Here is a 24,580-nt window from a genome sequence, read left to right as displayed (position 1 = left end):
TCAAAATTGACATTGAAAGGGTATTACAAATTATGGACACAAACAATTCACAGAATTCCAAAAACCTCGTAAAACTGATTGGGGGACGTAATGTCTACATTTGGGGCGCGCGCCATGAAGGCTACGCGACCCGCCTCGCATTGACAAGGCATGGTATTCATGCAACCGGATATATCGACAGTTCGCCATCTCTTGCCGGCACTTCCGCTTTTGGTTTATCCATAACAAATCCCGGCATTTTTTTTGCCGGGACATCGCCTCAAAAAGCATTCATTATTGTGGCATCAGGATTCTTCGCTGATGAAATTTCCGAAATATGCATTGCGGAAGGCTGGCAAAAAAACGCGGATTTTGCCGTCTATGGTGAGCTACGACGTTTCAATTACCAGGTTGATGTTGCCGGCATGTGCAACCTTCATTGCATATCCTGCCCTCGCGGCAATTGGCCGCGGCATCGCAAACCGGGCTTCATGTCCGCAAAAACATACGAAAGCCTTGTAGACAAAATACTTCAGGACGATCCCTGGACAGGTATAATAACGCTTTACAACTGGGGCGAGCCTCTTCTCAATCCTGTATTGCCCGACATCATAGAGATCACAAGGGAGAAAGGACTTCTTTCCGCGATATCGAGCAATCTGGCAATGACGAAGAATTTCGAAAATGTTGTAAAGGCTGGCCCCGACTGGTTCCGCATCTCTAATTCAGGCTGGGGAGAAAACTACGAGACCACTCACACCGGTGCACGTTGGGAAACCTTCCACACCAACTGCCGGAAACTTTCCGAATACAGGCAATGTCATCACCCGGATATGATCATCGAATTTTTCTTCCACATCTACGAACATAACCGGCAGGATTTTTTCAAAATCCAATCACTTTGTAACGAACTTGGTTTTATATTGCGATACCGTCATGCTGCGCTGGCACCGCTGGACAATATCGACCTTGTGATCGACGGCAAACCGATCACAGACGCCGCTTCTCAAACCAGAAAACTCCAGTTCCTTGGCGTTGAAGAAGTTATGGGCATTGCACACTCCGAACGTCACCGACCATGCTTCTACATGGACCATTTATGGATTGATTGGGATCTTTCCGTAGCACATTGTATGGAGTGGTACGATCCCGCGCTTAAACTTTTTGACAAGGATTTCATGTCCGCAAGTCTCGATGAAATCGAGACTACCCGTATAAACAGCGAACATTGCCGACTGTGCATGAAAAAGGGTATTCATCGGGCTTATTGCGTCTATGGCGATGAAAAGCTTATTGCTACCAAATCCAGCATTCCGGTGCAAAAGGAAGAATAAACCATGATTAATCTTGAAGAACTACGCCAACTCTGTTTGAACAAAAAGGTCTTTATTTGGGGTGCCATGATCGTCGGTCAGGGAGTATGCCGGTCGTTGGAGCGAAATGGAATTTCCGTAGAATCCTTCATTGATAAATCCCCTTCTTTGCAGGGCAGGAAAGCCCTCGGCTATTCCATCCACAAACCCGATGATGCCTTTGCGAGCGTCCGCGCAGGCAATGGAATCATCATAACGGGCTCGGGACATAATTCTCCGGAAATTGCCGGGCTTTGCGAACAGGCGGGCTTTCCCAAAGGGAAAGACTACATCCTTTGCGAAGACCTCAATGATATTGACCCCAGCGTGGATGTTTCAGGTATGTGTAATCTTAGATGTATATCTTGTCCAAGGGGGAACGACAAGCATCAACCACCTGCCGGTTTCATGTCTGCATCTACTTATAAAAAGGTGCTCGAAAAACTCATCAGAGAAATTCCATTGTTGGGAAGCGTACAGCTTTACACATGGGGAGAACCGCTGCTCAATCCGGAACTGCCCGCAATCGTTACCATCACAAGAGAAGCCAAGGTGCTCTCGGCCATTTCTTCCAATCTGAATTACGCTAAAAATTTAGATGCCGTGGTTGAGGCCCGGCCGGACTGGTTCAAAATCTCCTGTTCAGGATGGGCGGAAAACTATGAAAAGACTCATACTGGAGGAAAATGGAAGGTTTTCCTGTCCAACCTGCACAAGCTGGCCCATCTCCGCGATACCCTCCATCCGGGAATGCAGATTATCCTCAACTATCACCTTTACAAACACAATATCGGCGAGGACTACCGCCGTATAGAATCACTCTGCAAGGACCTGTCGCTGATATTTATCCCTAACAATGCTTATCTCTACCCCCTTGACTCTGTGATGGATTTTGTGGATGGCAAGGAACTCTCGCCGGAGGCAAAAAAAACCCTCCCCATGCTCCTCATGCCCCTGGAGGAAGGTATCGCCAGAGCGCGCAATCTGGCAGAGCTTCCCTGCTGCGAGGAAAGAACCTTTCCCATTAACTGGGATTGCCGGGTACGCGAATGCGGCGTATTCTTTCGCCCGTTTATTGCTGACAATTTCCTCGATACACCGCTTTCAGAGATCATCGAACGGAAGAAAAAGAGACTCTGTGTCGAATGCAGAAAAAGGGCGATACACCAGTTCACGGCTGTCTATCTTGCGGAAATGCATCTCAACAATCTGGAGACCGGTCAATGACGGATAGCATCAAACTATTGACTGGCAAGGTCACCGAAGGCAGAAAAATTCTGATTTATGGCGCCGGAAACCAAGGACGCGGCGTGGCCCATAAGCTCCAGCAACGGGGAATCGAGGCTGCTGGATTTATCGACAGAAACCCGGACTTGCAAGGCCGCTCTTTAGCAGGAATTCCAGTATTGACTCCGGCGGTTTTAAGCGAAGCTGGCGCAGCCGGTTCTCTATTCGTAATCATTGCAACATTTTTCTTCGAACGCGACATAGCCACCTACCTTGAATCACATGGTTTCACCGAAGGTCTTAATTATCTTCCATACAGCTCCCTGAAACCCCGCGACTATGCTGTTGAAGCCTCGGGTGTCTGCAACCTGCATTGCATCTCCTGCCCAAGGGCTGAGCGGCGCCCCACTAACCGCAACTTAACCATGATGGATATGGAATCATTCACAAAGGTTATTGATAAAATAAGCCGCGAAGACCCCTTTGTCGGCAATATTCAGCTTTATCAATGGGGTGAGCCCACTATTAACAAACGCCTCCCCGACATGATACGCTACGCTAGAACAAAGGGCATACTTTGCACAATATCAAGTAATCTGAACTACGCGGCGGACTTTCTTGCCATCATTGAATCGCGCCCGGAGTGCCTGCGTATATCCGTCTCCGGCACAGGTGAAAGTTACGCGATCACGCACACCGGTGGCAACTGGAATTCTTTTGTTTCAAATGTTGAAACCATTGCCAGGTTGCGGCGGGAAATTTATCCTGAAATGAAAGTTGAACTTTACTACCACCGTTATAATCACAGTACGGAGGCTCAACAGGGAGAATTGGCCGCCATGTGTAAAAGGCACGATTTTGAATTCCATCCCGTACCGGCTTACCTGATTTCTCTTGATGATGTATTAGGATACTGTGAAGGCAAACCGCTTCCCGATGCAGCAAAGCGTGCAAGAGAGTTGCTGTTGGTGGATATTGATGAAGGACTGACCATGGCCAAAGCGGAAGCATCCCTGGACTGCGATGCGCTCAGAGTTGTGATGATCAATGCCGATCTCTCCGTATCCACTTGCATGATGTTCTACGATCCCGACGGAAACACTTGCGCAGATAACTTCCTTACGACCCCCATAGAAATCATAACCACCTGCCGGATGGTGTCGCCTCTATGCACCAGATGCAGGAAGTATGGCATTCACCGTTACTGCGGAGTCTACGCAACAATTAGCGAAGAGGAACGATACTGAGATGAGACTTAGATACAACATTCTCCATATCATCCCTCATGCAGGCGGCGGTGTCGGCACGGTGTTACGGGCCATTCTTGCGGCAGAATCCATTCCGGAATGCCCGTACAAACATACGGTAGCCTCCCTGGAATATCTGAACGAAGTCACAAAAATGCACTTCGAGAGAAATCATATTCCCTGGATCGACGAGATAACAACCAAAAAACATGCAGAGTTTCTGACCCTTCTGAATGTGGCCGACATTGTTCTGGCACACTGGTGGAATCATCCTCTGATGATGCAGCTTTTGTTTCAAGGACTTCCGCCTGCAAGGCTCATCATGTGGTCACATGTAAATGGTTTCTTTCCGCCGCAGGCCTTTTTCCCCGCCCTATTCAACATGCCGGACAGATTTGTCTTTACATCCAAAACATCCTTCACAGTGCCTGCTGTTCAAATGTTGCCAGAACAAACCAAAGCAAAGCTTCGTGTCATCCGCAGTTGTTCCGGAATACCCGAGGACACTGAAAATGTCTGTGAAAAAGTAAATCCATTTCAGGCAGGCTATGTCGGCACGGTAGAATCTGTCAAAATGCATCACGACTTCCTTAGTATGTGCGCCAACGCCAACATTCCTACTCCCTGCATTGTGGCAGGCGGTCCCGGGCACGAGGAACTTCGCAAGAAAGCGGTAGCTATGAACCTCACCTCCCGCTTCCATATTCTCGGACCCGTGACCAATCCGAAGGTAATTTACAGACAACTTCATGCTTTTGCCTACCCGCTGTCACCGAGGCACTATGGTACGGGAGAACAGGTGTTGATTGAAGCAATGGCCTATGGAGCAGTCCCTGTGGTCTTGTCCAATCCTCCCGAGGAAGCAATCATCAGTCATGGTGAGACAGGACTTGTTGCAAAGAGCGCCGCTGATTTCTCGGAAGCGCTTCACATGCTGATGGAGAATCCCGCTGAACGTAATGAACTTGCTGTCGCCGGTCACCGCTTTGTAGTGGAAAAGTGCGGCATTGAGCACAGCGTTAGAGCCTTTCACGTCCTGTTTGATGAAATACTCAACCTTCCCAAACAGCCGCGGCAGCTACAACCGCAACCCATAGACGGTGTGAAATACGGTAGCCCTTTACACCTGTTTCTTGCATCGCTGGGAGAATCTGAAGAAAGACAGATTTTTGAAAAAGCAATACACCATGACGGTTCTAATATGTTTCTCGATGACTTCGCATCAAAGACGCGAGGAACACCCTTTCATTATCTCAGCATGCTGGGAGACGATCCCCAGCTCGATGCTTTATGCAACACCGTCATGATGGACAGGAATTGATTTTATGAAACATAACTATACGCCTCTGAGAGCCTGCCCAATCTGTAACAACAAATCAGGCAATATACTGGCCAGACTTAGCTATGCCCTGTTCGACGATCTGAATATTCCCGGCACAAAGACGCTGATATGTTGTGACGAATGCGGAATACTGTATGACGACATCGCTTTTACGGAAAAACAGTTACAGGATTACTACCTCCGGAATGAACATTATGCTGCCTCCAATATCGGAGGAGGCGGAGGCATCTCTGACGATAACAACGAACGCTACGATAGAATTATTGATGCACTGAAGCCGGATACCGATGATTTGATCCTTGATTATGGATGTGGACAGGGCGGATTTATTGCACGCTGTCGCTACCGCGAATTAAAGGCTGTTGGAATAGAACCCTCGGTAAAAAGTTGCGAGGTTGCCCGGAAATCAGGATTTCCGGTGTATGAATCCATGGATGTATTCATCGCCCAAAAACCACTCCAGAGAATTCATGCCATTGTATTTTCACATGTCGTGGAACATCTAATAAACCCTATGCATCTGATCCGTCTGTTCGCACAATATGCCAAGGATGCATTAGTCTATATTGAAGTCCCTGACGCTGATTCATATCTCTCACCGGAAGCTGTCTGTTGGGAAGAAATGCATTTCGAACATCTCTCGCATTTTCGCCAACTTCATCTCGCAGAGCTCGCCAGACGCTCCGGCATTGAAATACTACAAGAAGACGGAATACCCTTTTCAAAATATCTTCATGACATAAGGTGTCGTGTGCTTGTGGGGAGACTATCAGGGTTACTGAAGAAACCTGATGCCATTAGAACGTCAAACTCTTATTTCATGTCTCCACTTCCACCCCTGACCGGGGAAGACATACCTCAAGATGGTCATTCCCTGGCATTATGGGGCGTGTCACAATATGCCATGTTGTTACTCGGAAGTTGCCCCAAACTTGCAGGCCGGGTATCTCGTCTGTTCGACAATTCCCCTGCAAAGATTGGGCGTAGTATCGACGGAATCACCATAGAACCCTCTGATAAATTGAGTACCTTGCCTAACGACTTCAATCTGCTCATCCCGAAATCCAAATTCTTGCCGGAAATGCGCACTCAATTACATAGCACCAACTTCAGAGGAACAGTGCAGATTATTTAGAAGTGAAAGGGGATATCAAATGATTAAAAAAATAATTAAAGATGCATTACTGGAAATATCATCTACAAACCCAAATTTGGATAAGATCAAGCCAATGATAGACGAACTGCTGCAACAATTAAGAAAGAATAAAATAGTTATATATCCAGCCGGCTATCTTGGGCAGTTGCTCGAAAAAACATTGTTAGAACAAGGGATTGCAATAAACTTTTACATTGACAGGGCGGCGGATAAAATCAAACAAATAAACAATATTCCTGTTTTTGAACCGCAGCGATTATGTGAGTTATCCAATGATACGGTTGTTCTCGTATCAGCAAATTTAGACTCTATGACACAGCAACTGTCTGATATTGTAAGGCAATACAACAATCAAATTACGATCCTTAATGGATTTGAAACAAACCGATTGCTGAGATATCCCATATGTTCCAAAAGAATAGTTAATGGAACTTCCCTTGATCTTGTAGAATGTGAAAATTGCGGTTTTGAACGTCATGGTTGCTTGCTTTGTATGACTTATTTAAAAAAAGTAGCTTGCGCAACCACGCTTGAAGATGATTGGAGAAGCAAATCTTTTACATGGTTTGGCTATATTGTCGGGCAGGCCTGTACCCTGAAATGTATCCATTGTTGCGAAGCTGTCCCTTTTCAAAAAGAGCACAAATTTATCCCCAAGGATGTGATTATTGAAGATGTTCAGAAGGTAGCGGCATCCAGCCAATTTCTGACTTTTGTTGAGTTGATTGGAGGAGAGCCCTTTATGCACCCTGATTATAAAAAATTAGTGGAAGAACTTTTAGAGATTGAAAATATAGGTTATATTAAATCTTTTACAAACGGAACCATCGTCCCAAGCGTCGAATTGTGTCAAATCTTAAAGAACCCGAGATTCATGCTGCAAGTATCAAATTATGAAAAACAGGCGACAGGAAAGTTACTTGATAACATATATGCAACAAGGAAAATACTCAAAGAGCAGAATGTCCCTTATATCTTTACTCAGAATTTTGAATGGCAGGATTTTACGCCTTTTGATTTGCACAACACAGAAGAAAGCAGGCTCAAGGCCGTTTTTGACGCCTGCACACTCCGTAATTGCAATCGTTTATATCAGAGTATTTTATATCGGTGCCCACACCAGTATGCAGGTGTCGAGTTAGGAGTATTGGAGAAACATGCGGTCGAATGTGTTGATATTAATGCACACAATGAACGGGGCCTGGCAGATGCTATCGAAGCTTTTGAGAATGTCGGTTATATTGATGCCTGCCGTTATTGTTTAATGCCGTTTGACGCACCGTCTGTGCCTGCGGGAATGCAGTTACATAAAAATAACGGTTGAATGCCACGTATCGTGAATGAATAAATATGCCTTGACATGGAAATTTGATAAAATACAACAATAAAGGACTTCTTATCAATGCAGGTTAAAAACTTTCTACTTGTAGCCCCGCGAATGATCGAGGACGAGCATGACACAGCTCTTTTCCCGCTAGGCATTGCTTACGTCTCCAGCGCCCTTAAAAAGCAGGGCTTCTCGGTTCACACCCTCAACCTGAACTATGTGAAGGGAGAGGTTGCTGAAATCGTGCTCAATCAAGTGAGAGAAAACCGCATTGATGTGGTGATGACAGGCGGTCTTTCCGTTCAATACCGCGTCCTTTACGATATTCTTCGCGCAGCCAAACAAGCAGAAACTCTGACGGTGGTCGGGGGAGGCATTATCACTGCCGAACCGGCGGTGGCGATGGAAGCTTTGCAGCTTGCCGACATCGGAGTTGTCGGCGAAGGAGAAATCACCAGTTGTGAATTGGCCCATGCGCTGCAAAACGGATCCGATTTGCAGCGCATTAATGGTTTGGTCTTCAGGCATGGCGAACATTATGTTGTGACGAATCCACGCAAGGAAATTGATAATCTTAATGGTCTTCCTTGGCCCGACTACGAAGGCTTCGAAATCCGGAAGAACATTGCTGCTGGTTCAAGCATTAATGGAATGCACCACAAAAATACGGTCTCCATGATCTCCAGCCGTTCCTGTCCTTTCAATTGCACTTTTTGCTTCCACACCTCTGGACACAGGTATCGAAAACGATCGTTGGATAGTTTTTTCGAGGAGATGGATTACTTGGTTTCACAGTATTCAGTCGAATGCTTGTTCCTGTTTGACGAACTTTTTTCAAAAAACTTCGAAAGACTAAAGGACTTTTGCACGCGGATCAAACCCTATAATCTGAAATGGTCCGCAGCCTTCCGGGTGGATGACGTCATACCGGAGATGCTTCCCGTGATCAAGGAGAGCGGGTGCATCCAGATGGGATTTGGAATTGAAAGTGCCGACAACCGTGTCTTGAAGAGTATGCGAAAGCACATCACCATTGAACAAACCGAGAAAGCCCTTAAGATGGTGTACGATTTTGGTATGATTTCGCAAGGCAATCTGATCTTCGGAGACCCAGAAGAGACTGTGGAGACAGCAAGAAACAGCCTGAACTGGTGGCAAGCTCACAAAGAATATTCACTGAAGCTTGCACCGATTATCTCTTACCCGGGGACCTTTATCTACAAACAGGCGTGTGAGCGAGGAATCATAAAAGATAAAGTCAAATTTCTCCGCGACGGTTGCCCACAGATCAACTTGTCAAAGATGGCTGATCAGGAATTCGGGAACTTGATGCGGGAGATATATGATGCGCAGATGGATGAGCTACGACCGGTCAATTATCACATCTACCGTGTATATGCCTCTGCCGGGCGAGTCGACATGACCGGTGAATGCGAGCTGTGCGGAGAGAAGAATGATTGGCAAAACGTAAAGCTGTTCACTACGAACCGGGTTAATTGCAGAAAATGCCACCAAAGACTACACATCCCATTTGATTCAAACATTCTGAAGATGATCGAAAAGAATGTAGCGGCTATCCTGGCGCAATACTCCAAAGTTGCCTTATGGGGCATGGCAGCTTACGCAGTGAATGTTATCAAAAAGTTCACTGTTTTGGCCAATGAGAATATTTACCTGATTGATATCAGTGAAAGTGCTCAGCATGCGACCATCCTGGGAAAGAAAATTTTCTCACCCGCTGTCATCAATGCACAGGGCATACAGGCCGTGGTGGCGCTTCCCTCGGATTACTATACCAATATTAAGGCGACCGTGGCGGTTGAACACCCAGGAGTTAAAAGGGTCTTCAACATGGCTAACCTGATTGACCGTCTGGTATTGCCGGAAGCGCCTAATGAGCACCGCCAAGAAGCATAGCGTATGGTTGCTGTCACCCGACATCCTCAGGGGTGAACGGCCAAAAAATTCATATGGAGGTATCATTTATGACAATAAAAAATATTACTGGAGTGTCTGCACCCACAGGCGCAAGAATAAAACTGGCAGACGCCATTCCCCTTGATCACCCCTTAATCGTTCAAATATTTGATATGTATGCCTGCAATCTGTCATGCAAATTCTGTCATTATGGTCTGCCGAAGGAAAAAAGGCCTAAACTTTCAACAAAGAAAATTATGGACCTGGATCTTTTCAGGAAGATCATAGATGATATGAAGGGCTTCAGGAACAAAATAAAGCTGTTACGTTTCTGCGGCGCCGGAGAATCATTATTAGATAAAAATATCGTGAAAATGGTCAGGTATGCCTCAGAAAATCAAATTGCAGAGAAAATTGAACTCATCACTAACGCAATACTTTTAACCCCGGAAATATCAACATCACTGATAAATGCCGGGCTTTCGCAAATCAGGATATCTGTTTATGGTCTTTCATCAGGGAAATACAGGGAAATGTGTGACGCGAATGTTGATTTCGATCAAATTGTAAGCAATGCACGCTTCTTTTATGAAGAAAATATCCGTTTGGGCGGAAAAACAAGAGTGTACATAAAAACCATGAATTGCGTTCTGGATGACAAAGATGATGAAAGAAAGTTTGTTCAGTTGTTTGGGGATTATTGTGACTTATACGCGATAGAATCCGTTGTCCCGAATGTTCAGGGAATCGATTACAGCGTCTGGCTTAAAGATGGAACACCGGATTACAATGCGCTGGGCGTGAAGCTGCCTCCGATTCGAATATGCCCTCAACCTTTTCATTTAATAACCATCTGCCCGGATGGAAGAGTCGTCCCTTGTTCCAACGAATCAATGATGGGCATTGGCGATTGCAACACACAACCCCTGACCGATATATGGCAGAGCAAAGTCCTCCGACAATGCCAGCGTAAAATGCTTGATGGAAGCGTCGCCTTTGGGGGTGTTTGCGAAAAATGTACTATAGTTCAATGCAGACCTTTCCCCGAAGACGTATTGGATCGCGATGTAGAAAGATTGAAGGAAATATATGAATAAACTGATTTGGCGATAAATGAACAGTAGCGACAGGTTTTTTTTAGACGCCTTCAATATAAATTTCAAAATATTCCAGGACGGAGAAACGCCGATAGCCTTGTATGGCATCGGCGAAAAAACCAAACTTCTGCTCGAAAATATCAAAGGATTTAAAGTTGTTGGCCTGATGGATAAAGATTCCGCGAAGGAAAACGTTTATGATCAACCGATGTTGTCTTATGAGGAAGTAATTGAAAAGGCAAAATGCATTATCATTGTAGCCAACATGTCCGTTGCACCGCTCATCTATCGGAGGGTCAAATTCTTAAAAACAGAGCATGGCATTGATATCTCTTATATCAATGGTACCATACCTTCGGAGATTAACGAATCCGTCAAAAATACGCAACCTTGTGGAACCACCATTGAAGACCTGAAAAAAGAAATTGATGAAAACGAGATTATTTCTTTCGATCTTTTTGACACATTAATCATGAGGAAAGTCCTACTACCCACGGATATATTTGATCTAGTAGAAAGGGAATTGAGGGAAAAGCATCATCTTTGTATTGATTTTAAAGGCAAGCGGATCGAGGCGGAACATCATTGCTATAGACATAACGACAAATATTGTACGATTCATGATATTTATAACACACTACGGGAGTTGCTGCACTGCGACAACAAACTCATACAGAAAATAAAACAGATTGAAATTGAAACGGAATTAAAATACTGCACGCTACGAGCAGCAATGGTTCAGTGTTATGAGTATGCAAAGATACAACATAAGATTGTCCTGATCACGACAGATTCTTTTCTAACGAGAAAACATGTTGTCCTGCTGCTGGAAAAGTGCGGGATAAAAGATTTTGACCAACTCCTGATATCCTGCGAGGAGAGGAAGCTGAAATACCTTGGTGACATGTGGCAGCAGGTAAGTCAATCGTATAAAGGCCGCCGGATTTTGCACATCGGAGACAATCAATTGACCGATATCGAAATGGCGCAAAGGTGCCATGTTAACACTTTTAAGATTGAAAGCGCTTATGGTTTGGTTTCAAACCCAGCCCTTAGTTGTTTATGCAAATCTGCAAGGACTATTGACGACAGTGTGTTGCTGGGGCAACTGGCAGCGAAATTTCTTAACGATCCTTTTATACTCAACAAGAACAGAGGTTGTCTGCCTATCGATAATCCGTTCAGTCTGGGGTATCTGTCGTTCGGACCGCTGGTTCTGAGTTATTTGTTGTGGTTAATTAATAAGTCCAGGCAATGCAAAATTGACAAGTTGCTTTTTTTTGCAAGAGACGGATACATACTGAATAAATTATACAAAAAAATGGTTGACTATTTTAGCATTGAATCAGCAGAAGCTGTTTATTTCTTAACGTCAAGAAGGGCTGCAAGCGTAGCGGCAATCAAAAACGAGGGTGATATTGAGTTCATTATCAACAACCTCTGCAAAACAAAAAAAATCAGATATCAGCAACTGTTATCAACAGCGCTATGCGTCTTCCCTGATTCAGGGGATCCCCTTGCGGAAAAACAATGTTATGAAATTAATAACGAAGACCTTATTGCCCATACGATAAGTCTCTATAAAGAAAAGATATTGAAAAACTCAGAGGCGGAATGTCAGAGTTACATTGAATATATACATTCCTTGGGATTGATGCATGGTGATATGATAGGATGTGTCAACTTTGTCGGACGGGGAATTACGCAAAGCTTCATAGCAAATATCATGGAGAAGGAGCTGACCGGTTTCTATTTTGCAAAAGAACTTGATATGCTTGATGTTTGCAGTCCCCTTGATAAATGCTACTCGCTTTATGATGAATATGTGTCACCTCATACAAGCAGAACCAATTTGGCCATGAAATTCTTGTTTGGTGAGATCGTGTTTTCTTCTCCTGATGAGCAATTGGTTAAATTCGAAAAGAATGGCCTGCCTGTTTTTGAAAAAAGAGAATTAAAGAGAGATTTCAGAAAAATTGACGAATGCCACTCCGGGATAGAACAATTTATTAATGACATGATGGTTTTTGATGACCGGCTTTTGCGCCGGGTTTTCAATAATGAAATTGTTGATATGTTATATGGCCTTTTTACGAGCAAAAGCTGCATATGCTCGGAAGAGGTAAGGGAGATGTTTTATTTTGATGACTACTATAACCCAAATGTTGCAAATTTAAGACTGGATATATCATAATTGTCCGCAAGTAGAATAATATTAGGATTTCAGTGAATAACTCAAGGAAGAATGCGGATAGAGGTATATGGGAAAAAACACATTTTTCCCACCAGATGCGCATAGGAGGATTTAAGTGAATGATAACAAAATCGCTTTCATAACCTGGGTCAAGGATGAACAGGTGTATCAAGCGTGCCTTAAGCATCTTGATGAACTTCGCGTACCGGAGGGACTTGAAATTGAGAGAATTGTACTCCAAAATGTCAGCAACCTTGCAGCTTCTTACAATCTGGCGGTAAAAACAACAGAAGCGAAATATAAAGTCTATCTTCATCAGGAAACGATGATCATTCATAAGAACTTTTTGCTTGACCTAATCAAATTGTTTAAAGATCAACCCTGTCTTGGTATGATTGGGGTGCTCGGTTCAAAAACAATTCCAACAAATGGAGTTTGGTGGGATTCGAACTATAAATGCGGGAAAGTTTACGAAAATCAGAAAGATCCGCATGAGTTAAAGATCTTTGCGAAGATTACGGGCGAATACGAGAAAGTACGTGCCCTTGACGGAATGCTTCTGGCAACTCAGCGTGATGTTCCCTGGCGGGAAGATTTGTTTGACTCACAACTTTATGCCGAGCTTGCTCAAGTCCTGGAAATGGAGCGGGCCGGATATACGGTTGCTGTGCCGCAACTAGCAGAACCTTGGTGTTGTTATAATGAAAAGCTCTTTGTCTTAAAAAGCGAAGATGAGGCAGGTCGAAACCAATTTCTTGATGAATATTCAAAAGACCTTTTTCCTCTCGTCAGTATCCTTATTCCAACCCACAATCGCCCCCACTATCTTGAGCTTGCGCTCAATACTGCGCTCAAGCAGACCTATAGGAATACTGAGATCATCGTCAGTGACAACGGAGACGACGAAGCCAGCAGACAAATGATTGAGCCATATTTGGAAAAACACTCTAAGATTAAATACTACAGAAAAAAAGGTATGTCAGTAGGCGAAAACTGGGAAAAATGCCTAGAACTGGAAACCGGTGAATACCGCAGTTATTTATTGGATGACGATCTTTTCCATCCTGATAAAACCGTGAAAATGATGCATTACTTTCTTGAGTATGAGAACATAGGCCTGGTTACCTCTTGCCGACAATTAATTAATGAAACAGGTGCCTATCTCGCTCCTATTGCCGCCACCCAGAAACTCTTCGAGCAAGATACCATCCTGAACGGGAATGACCTGGGGAATTTTGTTTTGAAAAATCAACTCAACTTCATCGGGGAACCAACAACTGTCCTTTTTAAGGTAGAGGATATGTCTCCTGGCCTTGGTTATTACTTAGGTAGAGTTTATACGCATATTGCCGATGTTGCAAGCTGGTTGAGGATAATCGCAAACAGACGATGCGTCTACATCTCTGAAACCCTCAGTTTTTTTCGATTACATCAGGGACAGGAGCAGCAACGAATTCAAACGCAAATCGATGGAACGACCCAATGGTGGCATATCACCAAAGATTCCTATGACAATGGTTTATTCTTAACCAACCGAACAGAATACATGGAAGCAGTGAGCCGTTGGACTAACTGGGCGGTTGTCCTCCTCACGGCACGAAACCATCTGATCAGAAGTCAAGAGTTGGATGCGGACGAATTTTGTCAACGTATGGAGGAGGCCAGAAAGGAATTACCCCGTAATGAGCTACCCTCGGTTAGTATCATTACGGTCACTTGTAATTCGGCGAAAACCCTGAAGGCTTACTTAAACAGCATCTTTGCTTGTACGCGGCAGCCATTTGAGGTGATCGTTGTTGATAATGCATCCATTGATAATACACGAGCCATTCTGGCCGGATATGGAAATCGTATCACAACCATTCTTAATAACAACAACCTGGGTTACTCTGCCGCCTGTAATCAGGGTGTCCGCGCTACCCAATCGGATTATGTGGTTTTGCTCAATCCCGATTCCTTTGTTACCCCTGATTGGTTGAATAAATTGTTGCCTCACTTTACCCCCGCCATTGGCGCGGTTGGCCCCACCTTCGACTACGTAGACGGTTTACAAAAATTCCAACCTTATCTGCCTAAGGACAGCCCAAAAGAATTTGACCTCGCTACCTTGTTAACCCTGCTTGATTGTAACCGGGGTCAAAGCGTAGAGACCAGACTCCTCATGGGTTTTTGCATGGTGCTATCGCGCCAGGCGCTCAACGAAGTGGGGTTACTGGACGAAGACCTCTTACCGGGTAACGACAATCTGGATATTTCCTGGCGGCTGCGCCGGTTTGGCTACAGGTTACTGGTTGCCACCGATACTTTTATCTACCACGAGGGCCAGGTTAGTTTCAAAACTGAAGAATTTGCCAAAACAAACGATCTGGTTCAAGAAAGCACTGATCGCCTCTACGCCAAGTTAGTAGCACACTATGGGCCAGGCAATGTGCCTCCCCCTGAAGAACTGTGGGGCATCACATGGTTCAGTCCAACCCACGCCAGTTTTCGTTCCCAAACAGATAACAACTTTATCGGAGAAAAAACGATGCTTCTGGGGCATAATACGGATCCAGATAATCCTTTGCAGCCGATGCTTCATTGCCAACAAGAAGCAATTGGCGGAATGACTTCAATAATTATCCTGACTTTTAATAAGCTTGAATTCACAAAGAAATGCGTGAAGAGCCTGCAAATGCACACTCCGGAACCTCATGAAATCATCTTTGTGGATAATGGGTCAACAGACAACACAGTTCCGTGGCTGAAAGGACTTGTTGAGGAGAACAAAAACTACAAGTTGCTCGAAAACAAGCAGAATTTTGGTTTTGCTAAAGCTTGTAACCAGGGTGCCGATGCCGCTCAAGGCACTTATCTCCTATTCCTCAACAATGACACTGAAGTTAGAAAAGGATGGCTGGAACCACTTCTGCATGTCGCCGAAAAGGACGCCTCTGTTGCTGCCGTAGGAAGCAAGCTCCTCTATTCCCGCGGAACCATTCAACACGGTGGTGTTATAATTGTTGATGACCGAAAAAATAAAGATCCGCTGCAAGCAAGAAATAATCATGTTAACAAACCGGCAGAGGCACCGGAGGCGAATAAGACCACACAATATCAGGCGCTGACTGCCGCTTGTGTCTTAATCAACAAAGCTGATTTTAAAAAGATAGGCGGGTTTGATGAAAAATACTGGAACGGCTATGAGGATATCGACCTGTGTTTTAAGCTCGGAGAACAAGGAAAAAAACTTGTTTATCAGCCAGCAAGTGTTGTTATCCATTATGAATCTCAAAGCGGACCAGAACGATTTATCAAAGCCCGAGATAATATTGCAAGATTACACAAAAAATGGCTCGGTAAGATCAAGCCCGATATTGTTTTAAATGAAAATGGGTCTATGGTAATGACCGAATCTGGGAAAATACGACCCTACAGCGCCCCATTATTACGAGAAAATCTGCTAATGCCAACAACACCCTACATCCAACCACACCTTGTTTCCATCATCATCCTTACCTTGAATCAGCTCGAGCATACCAAGCACTGCTTGCATAGTATCGAACAGTACACACCGGAAACCCACGAACTGATTCTTGTAGACAATGGTTCTACAGACGGTACACCGGACTATTTAAGAAAATATGCATATGATCACAATAACGTTCGAGTGATTGCCAACAAAGAGAACCTTGGTTTTGCGGCTGGTAATAACCAGGGTCTTGCCGTGGCCAAGGGAGGTTATCTGCTGCTTCTTAACAATGACACCGTTGTGACCAGGGGCTGGCTGGCTCGTATGTTATCGGTGTTTGAACGGTATCCGAAAGTGGGTATCGTCGGTCCGGTTTCTAACTATGTTTCAGGACCACAGCAAGTCAAGGAGGCTTCTTACCGCAGTCTTGAAAAAATGCATCACTTTGCCAAAAAGTGGTCGGCTGCACATAAGGGGCAAACCATGGAGTTTTACAGGGTCGTTGGGTTTTGTTTATTGGCCAAACGAGAAGTGATCGACCGGATCGGCGGATTGGACGAACAATTCGGCAGCGGCAATTTTGAAGATGACGATTTTTGTTTTCGAGCGGCAGCAACCGGCTACAAAGCCCGAATTGCACTGGATGCCTTTGTCCACCATACAGGCAGCCAAACCTTCAAGGGCGCAGGGATTGATTATCGGCAAAGCCTGGAGCGTAATTGGGTGATATTTAAGAGAAAGTGGAAGCTGCCGCAAAGCTTACCCTATGGCGCTACCTATAACGTCAATATAAGCACAAGCGATTTGTCGCAATATTATATTCCGCTGGCCTCTGTTGGAATAATTGAAAAAATGATACAGTCCGAACAAACTACCGGGAATGGGTTGAAACAGCCAATAGCAGGCTTGGTTTCCATCATTCTTTGTACATCCACGGACCTTGAGCCAGCCAAAAAGTGTCTTCAAAACATCAAAGAGTATACTCCTGAGCCCCACGAGATTATACTCATAACTCATGGTTCATCGCCTAAGGTTCTGAAATGGGCAAAAAAGCTTGTGCATGAAGGAAAGATCGCAAAATATGTCGAGAACCCCACGGATCTCGGTTTTGCGAAGGAAAACAATCAGGGCATAAAGGCGGCTAAGGGAGAATATATCCTCCTTTTGAGCGACAATGTGGTAGTGACCGCTGACTGGCTCGCCGGGCTACTCGACTGCTTAAAAAGTGCTCCGGATGCAGGTATTGTTGGGCCCATGACAAACCGCATCGGCGGTCTCCAGGAGGTTATTTCAAGTTATTCCCTTTCTGTGGACCATATTAATGAATATGCAAAAAAGCTCCGCGAGGGCTACCGCAATCAACGGATTCCGATACGACAAATTCCGGGGATGTGCATGTTATTTAAGGGTGCATTAATAGAGAGGATAGGGCTGTTCGATGAAAGCTTCGGCGCCGCCGGTCTTGAATGTGACGATTTTTGTCTGAGGGCGGCACTGGAGGGACACAAAAACTATATCGTAGGCGATGTGTTTGTTTACCATACCGGAAAGGGTAGCCTTGCAGGCAGCGAGCCGGGTTGCAACACAACCTGGGCTGAAAATATGACGAAAATAGAAAATAAGTGGCACCTTGATGCTCAAAGCGTCCTTTGGAAGAAATTGTCAGCCTTTAAGGCGACCGAGGCCGCGGTTCAATTTTACCATGATGGTCTAATAGATAAGGCCGCGGAAGCACTCATTGAGTACATCAAGATTGTGCCGGATGAGAAAGAACTTTATTATGAGCTTGCCCGGATGTTCATCGAGTCAAAAAGATTCTCTGACGCCTTTCGGGTAATTGAGTCTATGCCCGAGCCGATGAAGAATGAGCTGAAGAGCATTGAATATACCGGGTATATCAAAGAAGGTCTTGGTTTGGATAGCGAGGCTGATATATATGTAAACCGGCTTCTTTCGATAGCGCCTGACTATGTCTCTGCAATAAACCTGAATGGCTTACTGGTTTACAAAAGCGGTGACGTTAATGTGGCTGAACAGCTTTTTAAAGAGGCGATCAGACTTGACCCGGGATATGGCGAACCATATAAAAACCTTGGGCTAATAAAATGGAAAGAAGGACGTTCCGAGGAAGCTCTTCAGCTTTTGGAAAGAAGCTTTATCCTTTCGCCAGCGGTCAACGAGATTCTGATTGCTTTTCATTCGGTTGCAAGCAGTCTCAAGGCATTTGAAAGGGCTGAATATGCTTTGCGCAATGCAAGACAACTTTTCCCACATAATAAAAAAATAGCTTTATTTCTCATAGATGTTTTAATGCAACAGTCCAAGCATAAAGAATCGTTAGAAGAGATTAAAACAGTAATGAAGATCTTTGGATTAGACCATGACCTCATTTCTGCAATGCTTCCATTGAGGAAAGAGCCAGATCTGCTCGAAATTCTAGAAAAGTTTGAAAGAGAATCTTCTGTTAACACACAAAAAGCATGTTTGCCGATGGATGAATTAATTGAGCGAGGCAATTTCCAGGATGCGAAAAAAATATGCTTGCATGATCTTGAGGTTAACCCTTCTTCAGTCCAGCCACTCTATAAATTAGCGATTATTGCTGTTAAAGAGTCCCAAATAACTCAGGCAATAGCATATTTAAAACGTATTTTTGAAATAGATAAAGATTTTGCTCCTACTTATGCACTATTGACGAAAATCTGTATATCAATGGGTGCTCTGGAAGAGGCGAGAAATTGTGTTTTGTCAACCCGTCCCGAACAACCAAAAAACCATAAAATTTTAAATATGTTAGATAATCTTCAAGAAAGAAAAGATAAATCAGAAGATTCATCAGAAGATATATTTGAGAGAAAAATAAATGAGAAGAATGATGTAAGTGAAGCTACATGCAATGAGAAAGAAATAATAGAAAACCTTTATAAACAAGCTGTTTTACTACAAGAGAAGGGAAAAACTGATTTGGCAATCAGACAATTTGAAATAATCCTTGAGATAGACAAAGACAATCCAGAAGTCCATAACGATATCGGCGTCCTATATTTCCAGCAGGAGAATATCGAAAAGGCAATTTATCATTTGCAGCAGGCTGTCAAGCTTGACCCTGAGAATATTGACTATAAAAAGAATATTGCCGATGTTTATTTGCAAATGGGAAAAATAGAAGAAGCTGTAGAATACTATCGGAATATACTTGAAAGATACCCTGATGATGTCGAGGTATTGCTTGTTATGGCCCGGTTGTGTTCGCAAGCCGGACTTGAAAAGGATGCACATTTATATTTGAACAAAGTGCTGGAAATAGAACCTGACAATGAATATGCTAAACAAAACATACTTTAGTATGTTTTTGTAAGAAATGTCATATTATATGAATATTACTATTCAGAATATTTTTTATTTTGATGAATTTTTCATAGATAAGAGGAAAGAAATAAGTGCCATGATTTGCAGGGTAATAAAATAGGGATTGCATTTATATTACCCCGGATATTTGCCTTAATAAAACACTAAAAAGTGCGATAAAAGGATCAAGATGAAGCCGATGGATAATGATAAGAGAAAAGCTTTTGTTGAATTGACGGAGAAGGCATTACTTGAAGACAACATAGATAAATTAATTGAAGATCTTCTGGAAAGAAATAGCTCAGTCGAATACTTGATGAAGGACGATGTAAATATTTCAGAAGTAGCCGAGGAATATCTCTCAAAAGAGACTAAAATTCTAAAAATATTGGAAAATGAGCGTAAAAAGCTGTTAATTGAGATGGATAAACTTTCAAAAAATAAAGCAGCAACAAAAAAATACTCACCAAAATTTCCCTTCCCTCCATTACCTGTTTTTTTTGAAAAAAAAGGTTAATTTCCCTTAAGTTTTAAATCCCCTACCCGATAAGCTTAATAGAGAATATTATGACAATATCAAACTACCAGATAAGCAGCGTAATAAAGACTTATATGAGGAATATGAAGGTTAAGGCAAAATGCGTCGAAGAAGAACCCACAAACGGTAGCCCGATACACGAAGATAATGTCATGATATCTGAAGAGGGTATGAAAAAGATGCTGTATGACAGGATAGGTGAGCAAATGACCGAAAGACTGAAAAGATATGAGTAAAAAAGATGATATATTTAGAATACTTATTGTTGATGACAACAATGACCTAAGATCAATCATAAAAGAGTATCTCAGTGACAACGGCGATTTTGTTGAGGTAGCCTGTGACGGCAAAGATGCCCTGAAGAGTCATATAGAAAATCGCTATGATCTCATTATTACGGACTTGAATATGCCTGAGATGACAGGCATTGATCTGATGAAAAAAATAAGAAAAAACAATGATATAACAGAATTTATTATTATTACAGGATATGCTTCTCTGGATACCGCAGTGGAGGCGATTAAGATAGGCGCTTTTGATTATATTTTAAAGCCTTTTAGAATGGAAGAGCTAAAGGTTATTGTTAAAAATGCGAAAGATAAAATATTTCTTGTAAAAACAAATATGGAATTATTTAAAAAATTAAAGAAATTTTACGATGAAATTGAAAGATACAAACAGCATAATAAACCAGATTCAAACGTTGAAATATCTGAATCCGGAAATGACACCGAAAGGATTGTCACTGAGATAAAAAATTTGGAGAAACTTGTAAAAGGGCGTTTAATGATCGAGTAAATGATGAAAAAGCAAAAAGAGGATTCTTCATGATCGAAGGTTCTAAAATATTACTGGTTGATGATAATGTTGACATCGTAGATGCCATTTCTGATTTTTTAACATTAAACGGTTGCAGTGTTCTTGCTGCTTCTACAGGCAAAGAAGCCATGGAGCTTCTTAATAAAAATGATATTGAAGTTGTCATTCTCGATGTAAGGCTGCCTGACACAAACGGTGTTGCCCTTTTAGATACAATAAAGATAAACAATCCAACTGTTGCTGTGGTAATGGTGACAGGCTACTACAACCCTAATTATGTTGTAGAAGCAATGAAAAAAGGCGCCTCCGATTTTCTTATAAAGCCCTTTGAATTTGATAAACTGGTGCTTGTTCTCATAAGAGCGTTAAGGGAAAGGTCGCTGCTGATTGAAAAGGAAAATATTTATCAAACCCTGGAAGATAAAAAGAAAATAGAGTTATTGAACAGAGAATTACAAAAGAAGATTAAAGAATTGACAACCATGTACCAGATTTCGAATCAATTTAACTCACTGACTATCTTTAACGATGTATATGAAAAAATGCTTAACATTGTTTACGATGCTTTGGAGGTAAAATCTTGTGGGTACTATATTTTTGATGGCAAGAATAAAGAATTGATTCTCTATAAGGAAAAAACAAACAATAATGGCAGCATGCTGGAAAGCAGAATTCCAGCATCAGGGGATTTTCTTGAACACCTTCGCTCTCAAAAGAAATATTTATCGAAAAACAATGAGTTGTATCTACCGATTAACATAAAAGGGGAGTGCATAGGATTCATTATGGTGGACAGCAAAAGAAACGGCTTGAGAAAAGATGATCATCTGCTGGACAGCGATATATTCTTTCTGAAGCTTATTGCGGAAAAAGCCTCTACGCAAATTGAAAACAGAATGTTATATGAAAGCCTTTTCGAAAATGTCTTCCAGACCCTTACGTCACTTATTGCTGCTATTAACAAAAGAGATTCGTATACTGAAAGTCACTGCCATAGAGTTACCGATATGACTATGCTTTTAGCAGATAAAATGGACCTGCCTGATTACGAGAAGGATGTGCTAAGATTTGTAGGCCCTGTCCATGATCTTGGCAAGATTGGTGTACCTGATTCCATACTGCTTAAACCCGGCGCACTTTCAGACGAAGAATATAATATTATGAAATCTCATTCAGCTTTTGGCGAAGAGATCCTGAGCAGGTTTGATATTCTTTCTAAAGAAGCAAAAATAATAAGAAGTCATCATGAAAGGTATGACGGAAGAGGTTATCCTGACACATTGGTCAATGACGGAATACCGATCTGTTCACGTGTAATTGCCGTATGTGATACTTATGATGCCATGGTCACAAACAGACCTTACCGTAAAGCCCTTGAAAAGGAATATACATTAAATGAAATCGAGCGATGCAAGGGCAGCCAGTTTGATCCTGATATAGCCGCCTGCTTTATTGAAATGGCAAGAGATGATATGCATGGAAAAGAATGAGAACAGGGGGTATTTCAGAGTTGAGGTCAGGCTTCCCATAGAGTTCAGAATAATAAATCATGACGAGTGTTTAAATCTTGAGAATGCAGTCAAGCACGGTTCTGCCCAGATTGTAGATAAAATAAATGAAATGCATTTTCTAAAGGAAATTGTATCTACAGATAAGAAAGAAAAGGGGCAGATATATTCATATATAAAGATGATAGACAAAAAATTGGATATAATCATTGATCTTTTGAACAGATCAAGGGATGACGGTTTATATATCAGCAGATATATTAATGTGAATATAAGCGGCGCGGGAGTCAGATTCACAACAGATGTTAACCTTAATGAGGGAGAACGTGTAGAATTAAGGGTAATATTACCGTTTCCTCCTTACCCGAAAATTACATCATTGTGTGAGGTTGTAAGAAGTATGGCTGTCAAGGTAAACGGGATTGCCAATTGGGAGATTGCCTTAACTTTTGCAACTATAAACGAAGACGACAGGGACCTCTTAATAAATTTCATATTTGCGAAAGAGAGAGAATTATTGCGTTACAGAAAAGAGCAAGCGGGTTAATGGCGTATGGATATTACAACAATTTTTGGACTTGTTCTTGGTATCGGCGCAGTGCTTGTCTCATTTATAATGGAAGGTGGACATATCTCATCTTTATTGCAGGGGCCGGCAATGCTTCTGGTCATTTGCGGTACCTTCGGTGCTGCAATCATAACAACAACTTCTGTCCAGTTAATGAGTTTACCCAAACTATTCAAGGTTATACTGTTTGAGAAAAAGCTGAATCCGCAGCAGTTGATTGACCTTATCTATGACCTTGCACAGAAATCGAGGAAAAATGGTCTATTGAGCCTTGAAAAAGATTTGTCGAATGTTGGAGATTCATTTTTGAAAAAGGCGATCCAACTTGCCATTGATGGTTTCGAGACCAATAAAATTCGGGAAATCCTTGAGATAGAAATGTCATATATAGAAGAAAGGCATAAGGTGGGCGCAACGTTCTTTCAGAAACTGGGCGGTTTTTCACCAACCCTCGGCATTATAGGGACGGTTCTTGGATTAATTCATGCGCTCGGTAACATGGAAAACAGTTCGAATATGGCTGCATCCATAGCAAGCGCGTTTATAGCTACGCTCTGGGGGGTTGCATTGGCAAACCTTATTTATCTGCCTATATCCGATAAGCTGAAGGTAAAGCATCAGGATGAAGCCCTATATCTTGAAATAATAAGTGAGGGCGTCATTTCATTAGCCATGGGAGATAATCCACGGGTTATCAGGATGAAGCTTTTGTCTTTCCTGCTGCCGAATAATCGTAACGGAGATGACCTGTGAGGAAGAAGAAACACGATGATGGTCACGAAAACGCCGAGAGGTGGCTTCTTACCTATGCAGATCTTATAACCCTTCTGCTTGCTTTTTTTATTATGATGTACACTTTTTCAAAGCAGGATGGACAGAAATACCAGGAGGTTTCGGCGCATCTTAAAACAATTTTTACAGGCGGCGCAGGGATTGTACAGAAAGGAAGTGTTTCCGGCACTGCTCCTTTGGACTTGATGTCCGCCAAAAGTGTATCAAGTAATGAGATAAAAAAACAGATCGAGCAAGAGATTAAAACAATGGCACAGGCAAATGGCTTGAAGGATAATTTTTCTGTTTTTTCTGATGAAAGAGGTATTGTTATAAGAATAATGGATAAGGCCTTCTTTGACGAAGGTAAAGCTGAACTAAAGGACAGCGCAAAGAGGATGCTTGACAAGATTATTCCTGTTATAAAACAGATAAATAACCATATAAGGATAGAAGGACATACAGATAATGTTCCTATTAACACCAATGAGTTTAAATCCAACTGGGAACTTTCTGTTAGAAGGGCTACGGAGGTAGTAAGGCATCTCATCGAAAGAGGTGGTGTTTCCCCCCAGAGGATCTCTGCAACTGGTTATGCCGAATACAGACCGGTAGTGAACAATGATAGTACGATGAACCGGGCTTTAAACAGAAGGATAGAAATCATTGTAGCTAAAAGTCAAGCAGAACAGCCAGAGAATAAATTATTATCTCAGTAAATATGTTGTTATTCTTTCGA

The 24,580-nt window shown here is 42.7% G+C and carries 17 protein-coding genes; all 17 read left to right on the top strand.

Going from position 1 to position 24,580, the window contains the following annotated elements:
* Nucleotides 1–32: 32 nt before the first annotated feature.
* The 17 genes from NT178_13135 (at nucleotide 33) to NT178_13055 (ending at nucleotide 24,560) form a co-directional block, all read left to right on the top strand.
* Nucleotides 33–1,313 carry a hypothetical protein gene (locus tag NT178_13135; GenBank protein MCX5813467.1) on the top strand — a complete coding sequence of 427 codons (1,281 nt, stop codon included), beginning with the start codon at nucleotides 33–35 and terminating at the stop codon, nucleotides 1,311–1,313.
* A 3-nt stretch (nucleotides 1,314–1,316) separates the two neighbouring features.
* Complete coding sequence (locus NT178_13130; protein MCX5813466.1) at nucleotides 1,317–2,558, top strand: hypothetical protein; 1,242 nt, start codon at nucleotides 1,317–1,319, stop codon at nucleotides 2,556–2,558.
* Complete coding sequence (locus NT178_13125; GenBank protein ID MCX5813465.1) at nucleotides 2,555–3,805, top strand: hypothetical protein; 1,251 nt, start codon at nucleotides 2,555–2,557, stop codon at nucleotides 3,803–3,805. The genes NT178_13130 and NT178_13125 overlap by 4 nt, the downstream gene beginning before the upstream one ends.
* On the top strand, nucleotides 3,747–5,126 hold the full coding sequence (locus NT178_13120) for a glycosyltransferase family 4 protein (GenBank protein ID MCX5813464.1): 1,380 nt from the start codon (nucleotides 3,747–3,749) through the stop codon (nucleotides 5,124–5,126). The genes NT178_13125 and NT178_13120 overlap by 59 nt, the downstream gene beginning before the upstream one ends.
* A gap of 4 nt (nucleotides 5,127–5,130) precedes the next feature.
* A complete protein-coding gene (locus NT178_13115; protein ID MCX5813463.1) occupies nucleotides 5,131–6,282 on the top strand; it encodes a methyltransferase domain-containing protein in 1,152 nt (383 codons plus the stop codon).
* A 19-nt stretch (nucleotides 6,283–6,301) separates the two neighbouring features.
* Nucleotides 6,302–7,627, top strand: coding sequence for a radical SAM protein (locus NT178_13110; protein MCX5813462.1), 1,326 nt, complete (start codon nucleotides 6,302–6,304; stop codon nucleotides 7,625–7,627).
* 114 nt (nucleotides 7,628–7,741) lie between these two features.
* Nucleotides 7,742–9,547, top strand: coding sequence for a radical SAM protein (locus NT178_13105; protein ID MCX5813461.1), 1,806 nt, complete (start codon nucleotides 7,742–7,744; stop codon nucleotides 9,545–9,547).
* A gap of 68 nt (nucleotides 9,548–9,615) precedes the next feature.
* Nucleotides 9,616–10,644: a radical SAM protein gene (locus tag NT178_13100; GenBank protein MCX5813460.1), complete on the top strand. Its 1,029-nt coding sequence runs from the start codon at nucleotides 9,616–9,618 to the stop codon at nucleotides 10,642–10,644.
* 16 nt (nucleotides 10,645–10,660) lie between these two features.
* A complete protein-coding gene (locus tag NT178_13095; protein ID MCX5813459.1) occupies nucleotides 10,661–12,838 on the top strand; it encodes a haloacid dehalogenase in 2,178 nt (725 codons plus the stop codon).
* A gap of 115 nt (nucleotides 12,839–12,953) precedes the next feature.
* Entirely contained in the window at nucleotides 12,954–19,634 is a 6,681-nt protein-coding gene (locus tag NT178_13090; GenBank protein ID MCX5813458.1) for a glycosyltransferase, read from the top strand.
* A 202-nt stretch (nucleotides 19,635–19,836) separates the two neighbouring features.
* Complete coding sequence (locus NT178_13085; GenBank protein MCX5813457.1) at nucleotides 19,837–20,154, top strand: hypothetical protein; 318 nt, start codon at nucleotides 19,837–19,839, stop codon at nucleotides 20,152–20,154.
* 50 nt (nucleotides 20,155–20,204) lie between these two features.
* Nucleotides 20,205–20,411 (top strand): hypothetical protein, encoded by a 207-nt coding sequence (locus tag NT178_13080; protein ID MCX5813456.1) that lies wholly within the window; start codon nucleotides 20,205–20,207, stop codon nucleotides 20,409–20,411.
* The gene (locus NT178_13075) at nucleotides 20,404–20,973 is read left to right on the top strand and encodes a response regulator (GenBank protein ID MCX5813455.1); all 570 of its coding nucleotides are present in this window, start codon (nucleotides 20,404–20,406) and stop codon (nucleotides 20,971–20,973) included. Before NT178_13080 ends, NT178_13075 begins: the two co-directional genes overlap by 8 nt.
* Before the next feature lie 29 nt (nucleotides 20,974–21,002).
* A complete protein-coding gene (locus NT178_13070; protein MCX5813454.1) occupies nucleotides 21,003–22,484 on the top strand; it encodes a response regulator in 1,482 nt (493 codons plus the stop codon).
* Nucleotides 22,471–23,049 (top strand): PilZ domain-containing protein, encoded by a 579-nt coding sequence (locus NT178_13065; protein MCX5813453.1) that lies wholly within the window; start codon nucleotides 22,471–22,473, stop codon nucleotides 23,047–23,049. Before NT178_13070 ends, NT178_13065 begins: the two co-directional genes overlap by 14 nt.
* Nucleotides 23,050–23,055: 6 nt before the next feature.
* Nucleotides 23,056–23,823 (top strand): flagellar motor protein, encoded by a 768-nt coding sequence (locus tag NT178_13060; protein MCX5813452.1) that lies wholly within the window; start codon nucleotides 23,056–23,058, stop codon nucleotides 23,821–23,823.
* Nucleotides 23,820–24,560: a flagellar motor protein MotB gene (locus tag NT178_13055; GenBank protein ID MCX5813451.1), complete on the top strand. Its 741-nt coding sequence runs from the start codon at nucleotides 23,820–23,822 to the stop codon at nucleotides 24,558–24,560. The genes NT178_13060 and NT178_13055 overlap by 4 nt, the downstream gene beginning before the upstream one ends.
* Nucleotides 24,561–24,580 lie beyond the last annotated feature (20 nt).

The organism is Pseudomonadota bacterium, assembly GCA_026388255.1.
Taxonomy (GTDB): domain Bacteria; phylum Desulfobacterota; class Syntrophorhabdia; order Syntrophorhabdales; family Syntrophorhabdaceae; genus JAPLKB01.
Note: the sequence above shows the minus strand (reverse complement) of the source record. Positions and strands in the feature narration are given on the sequence as shown.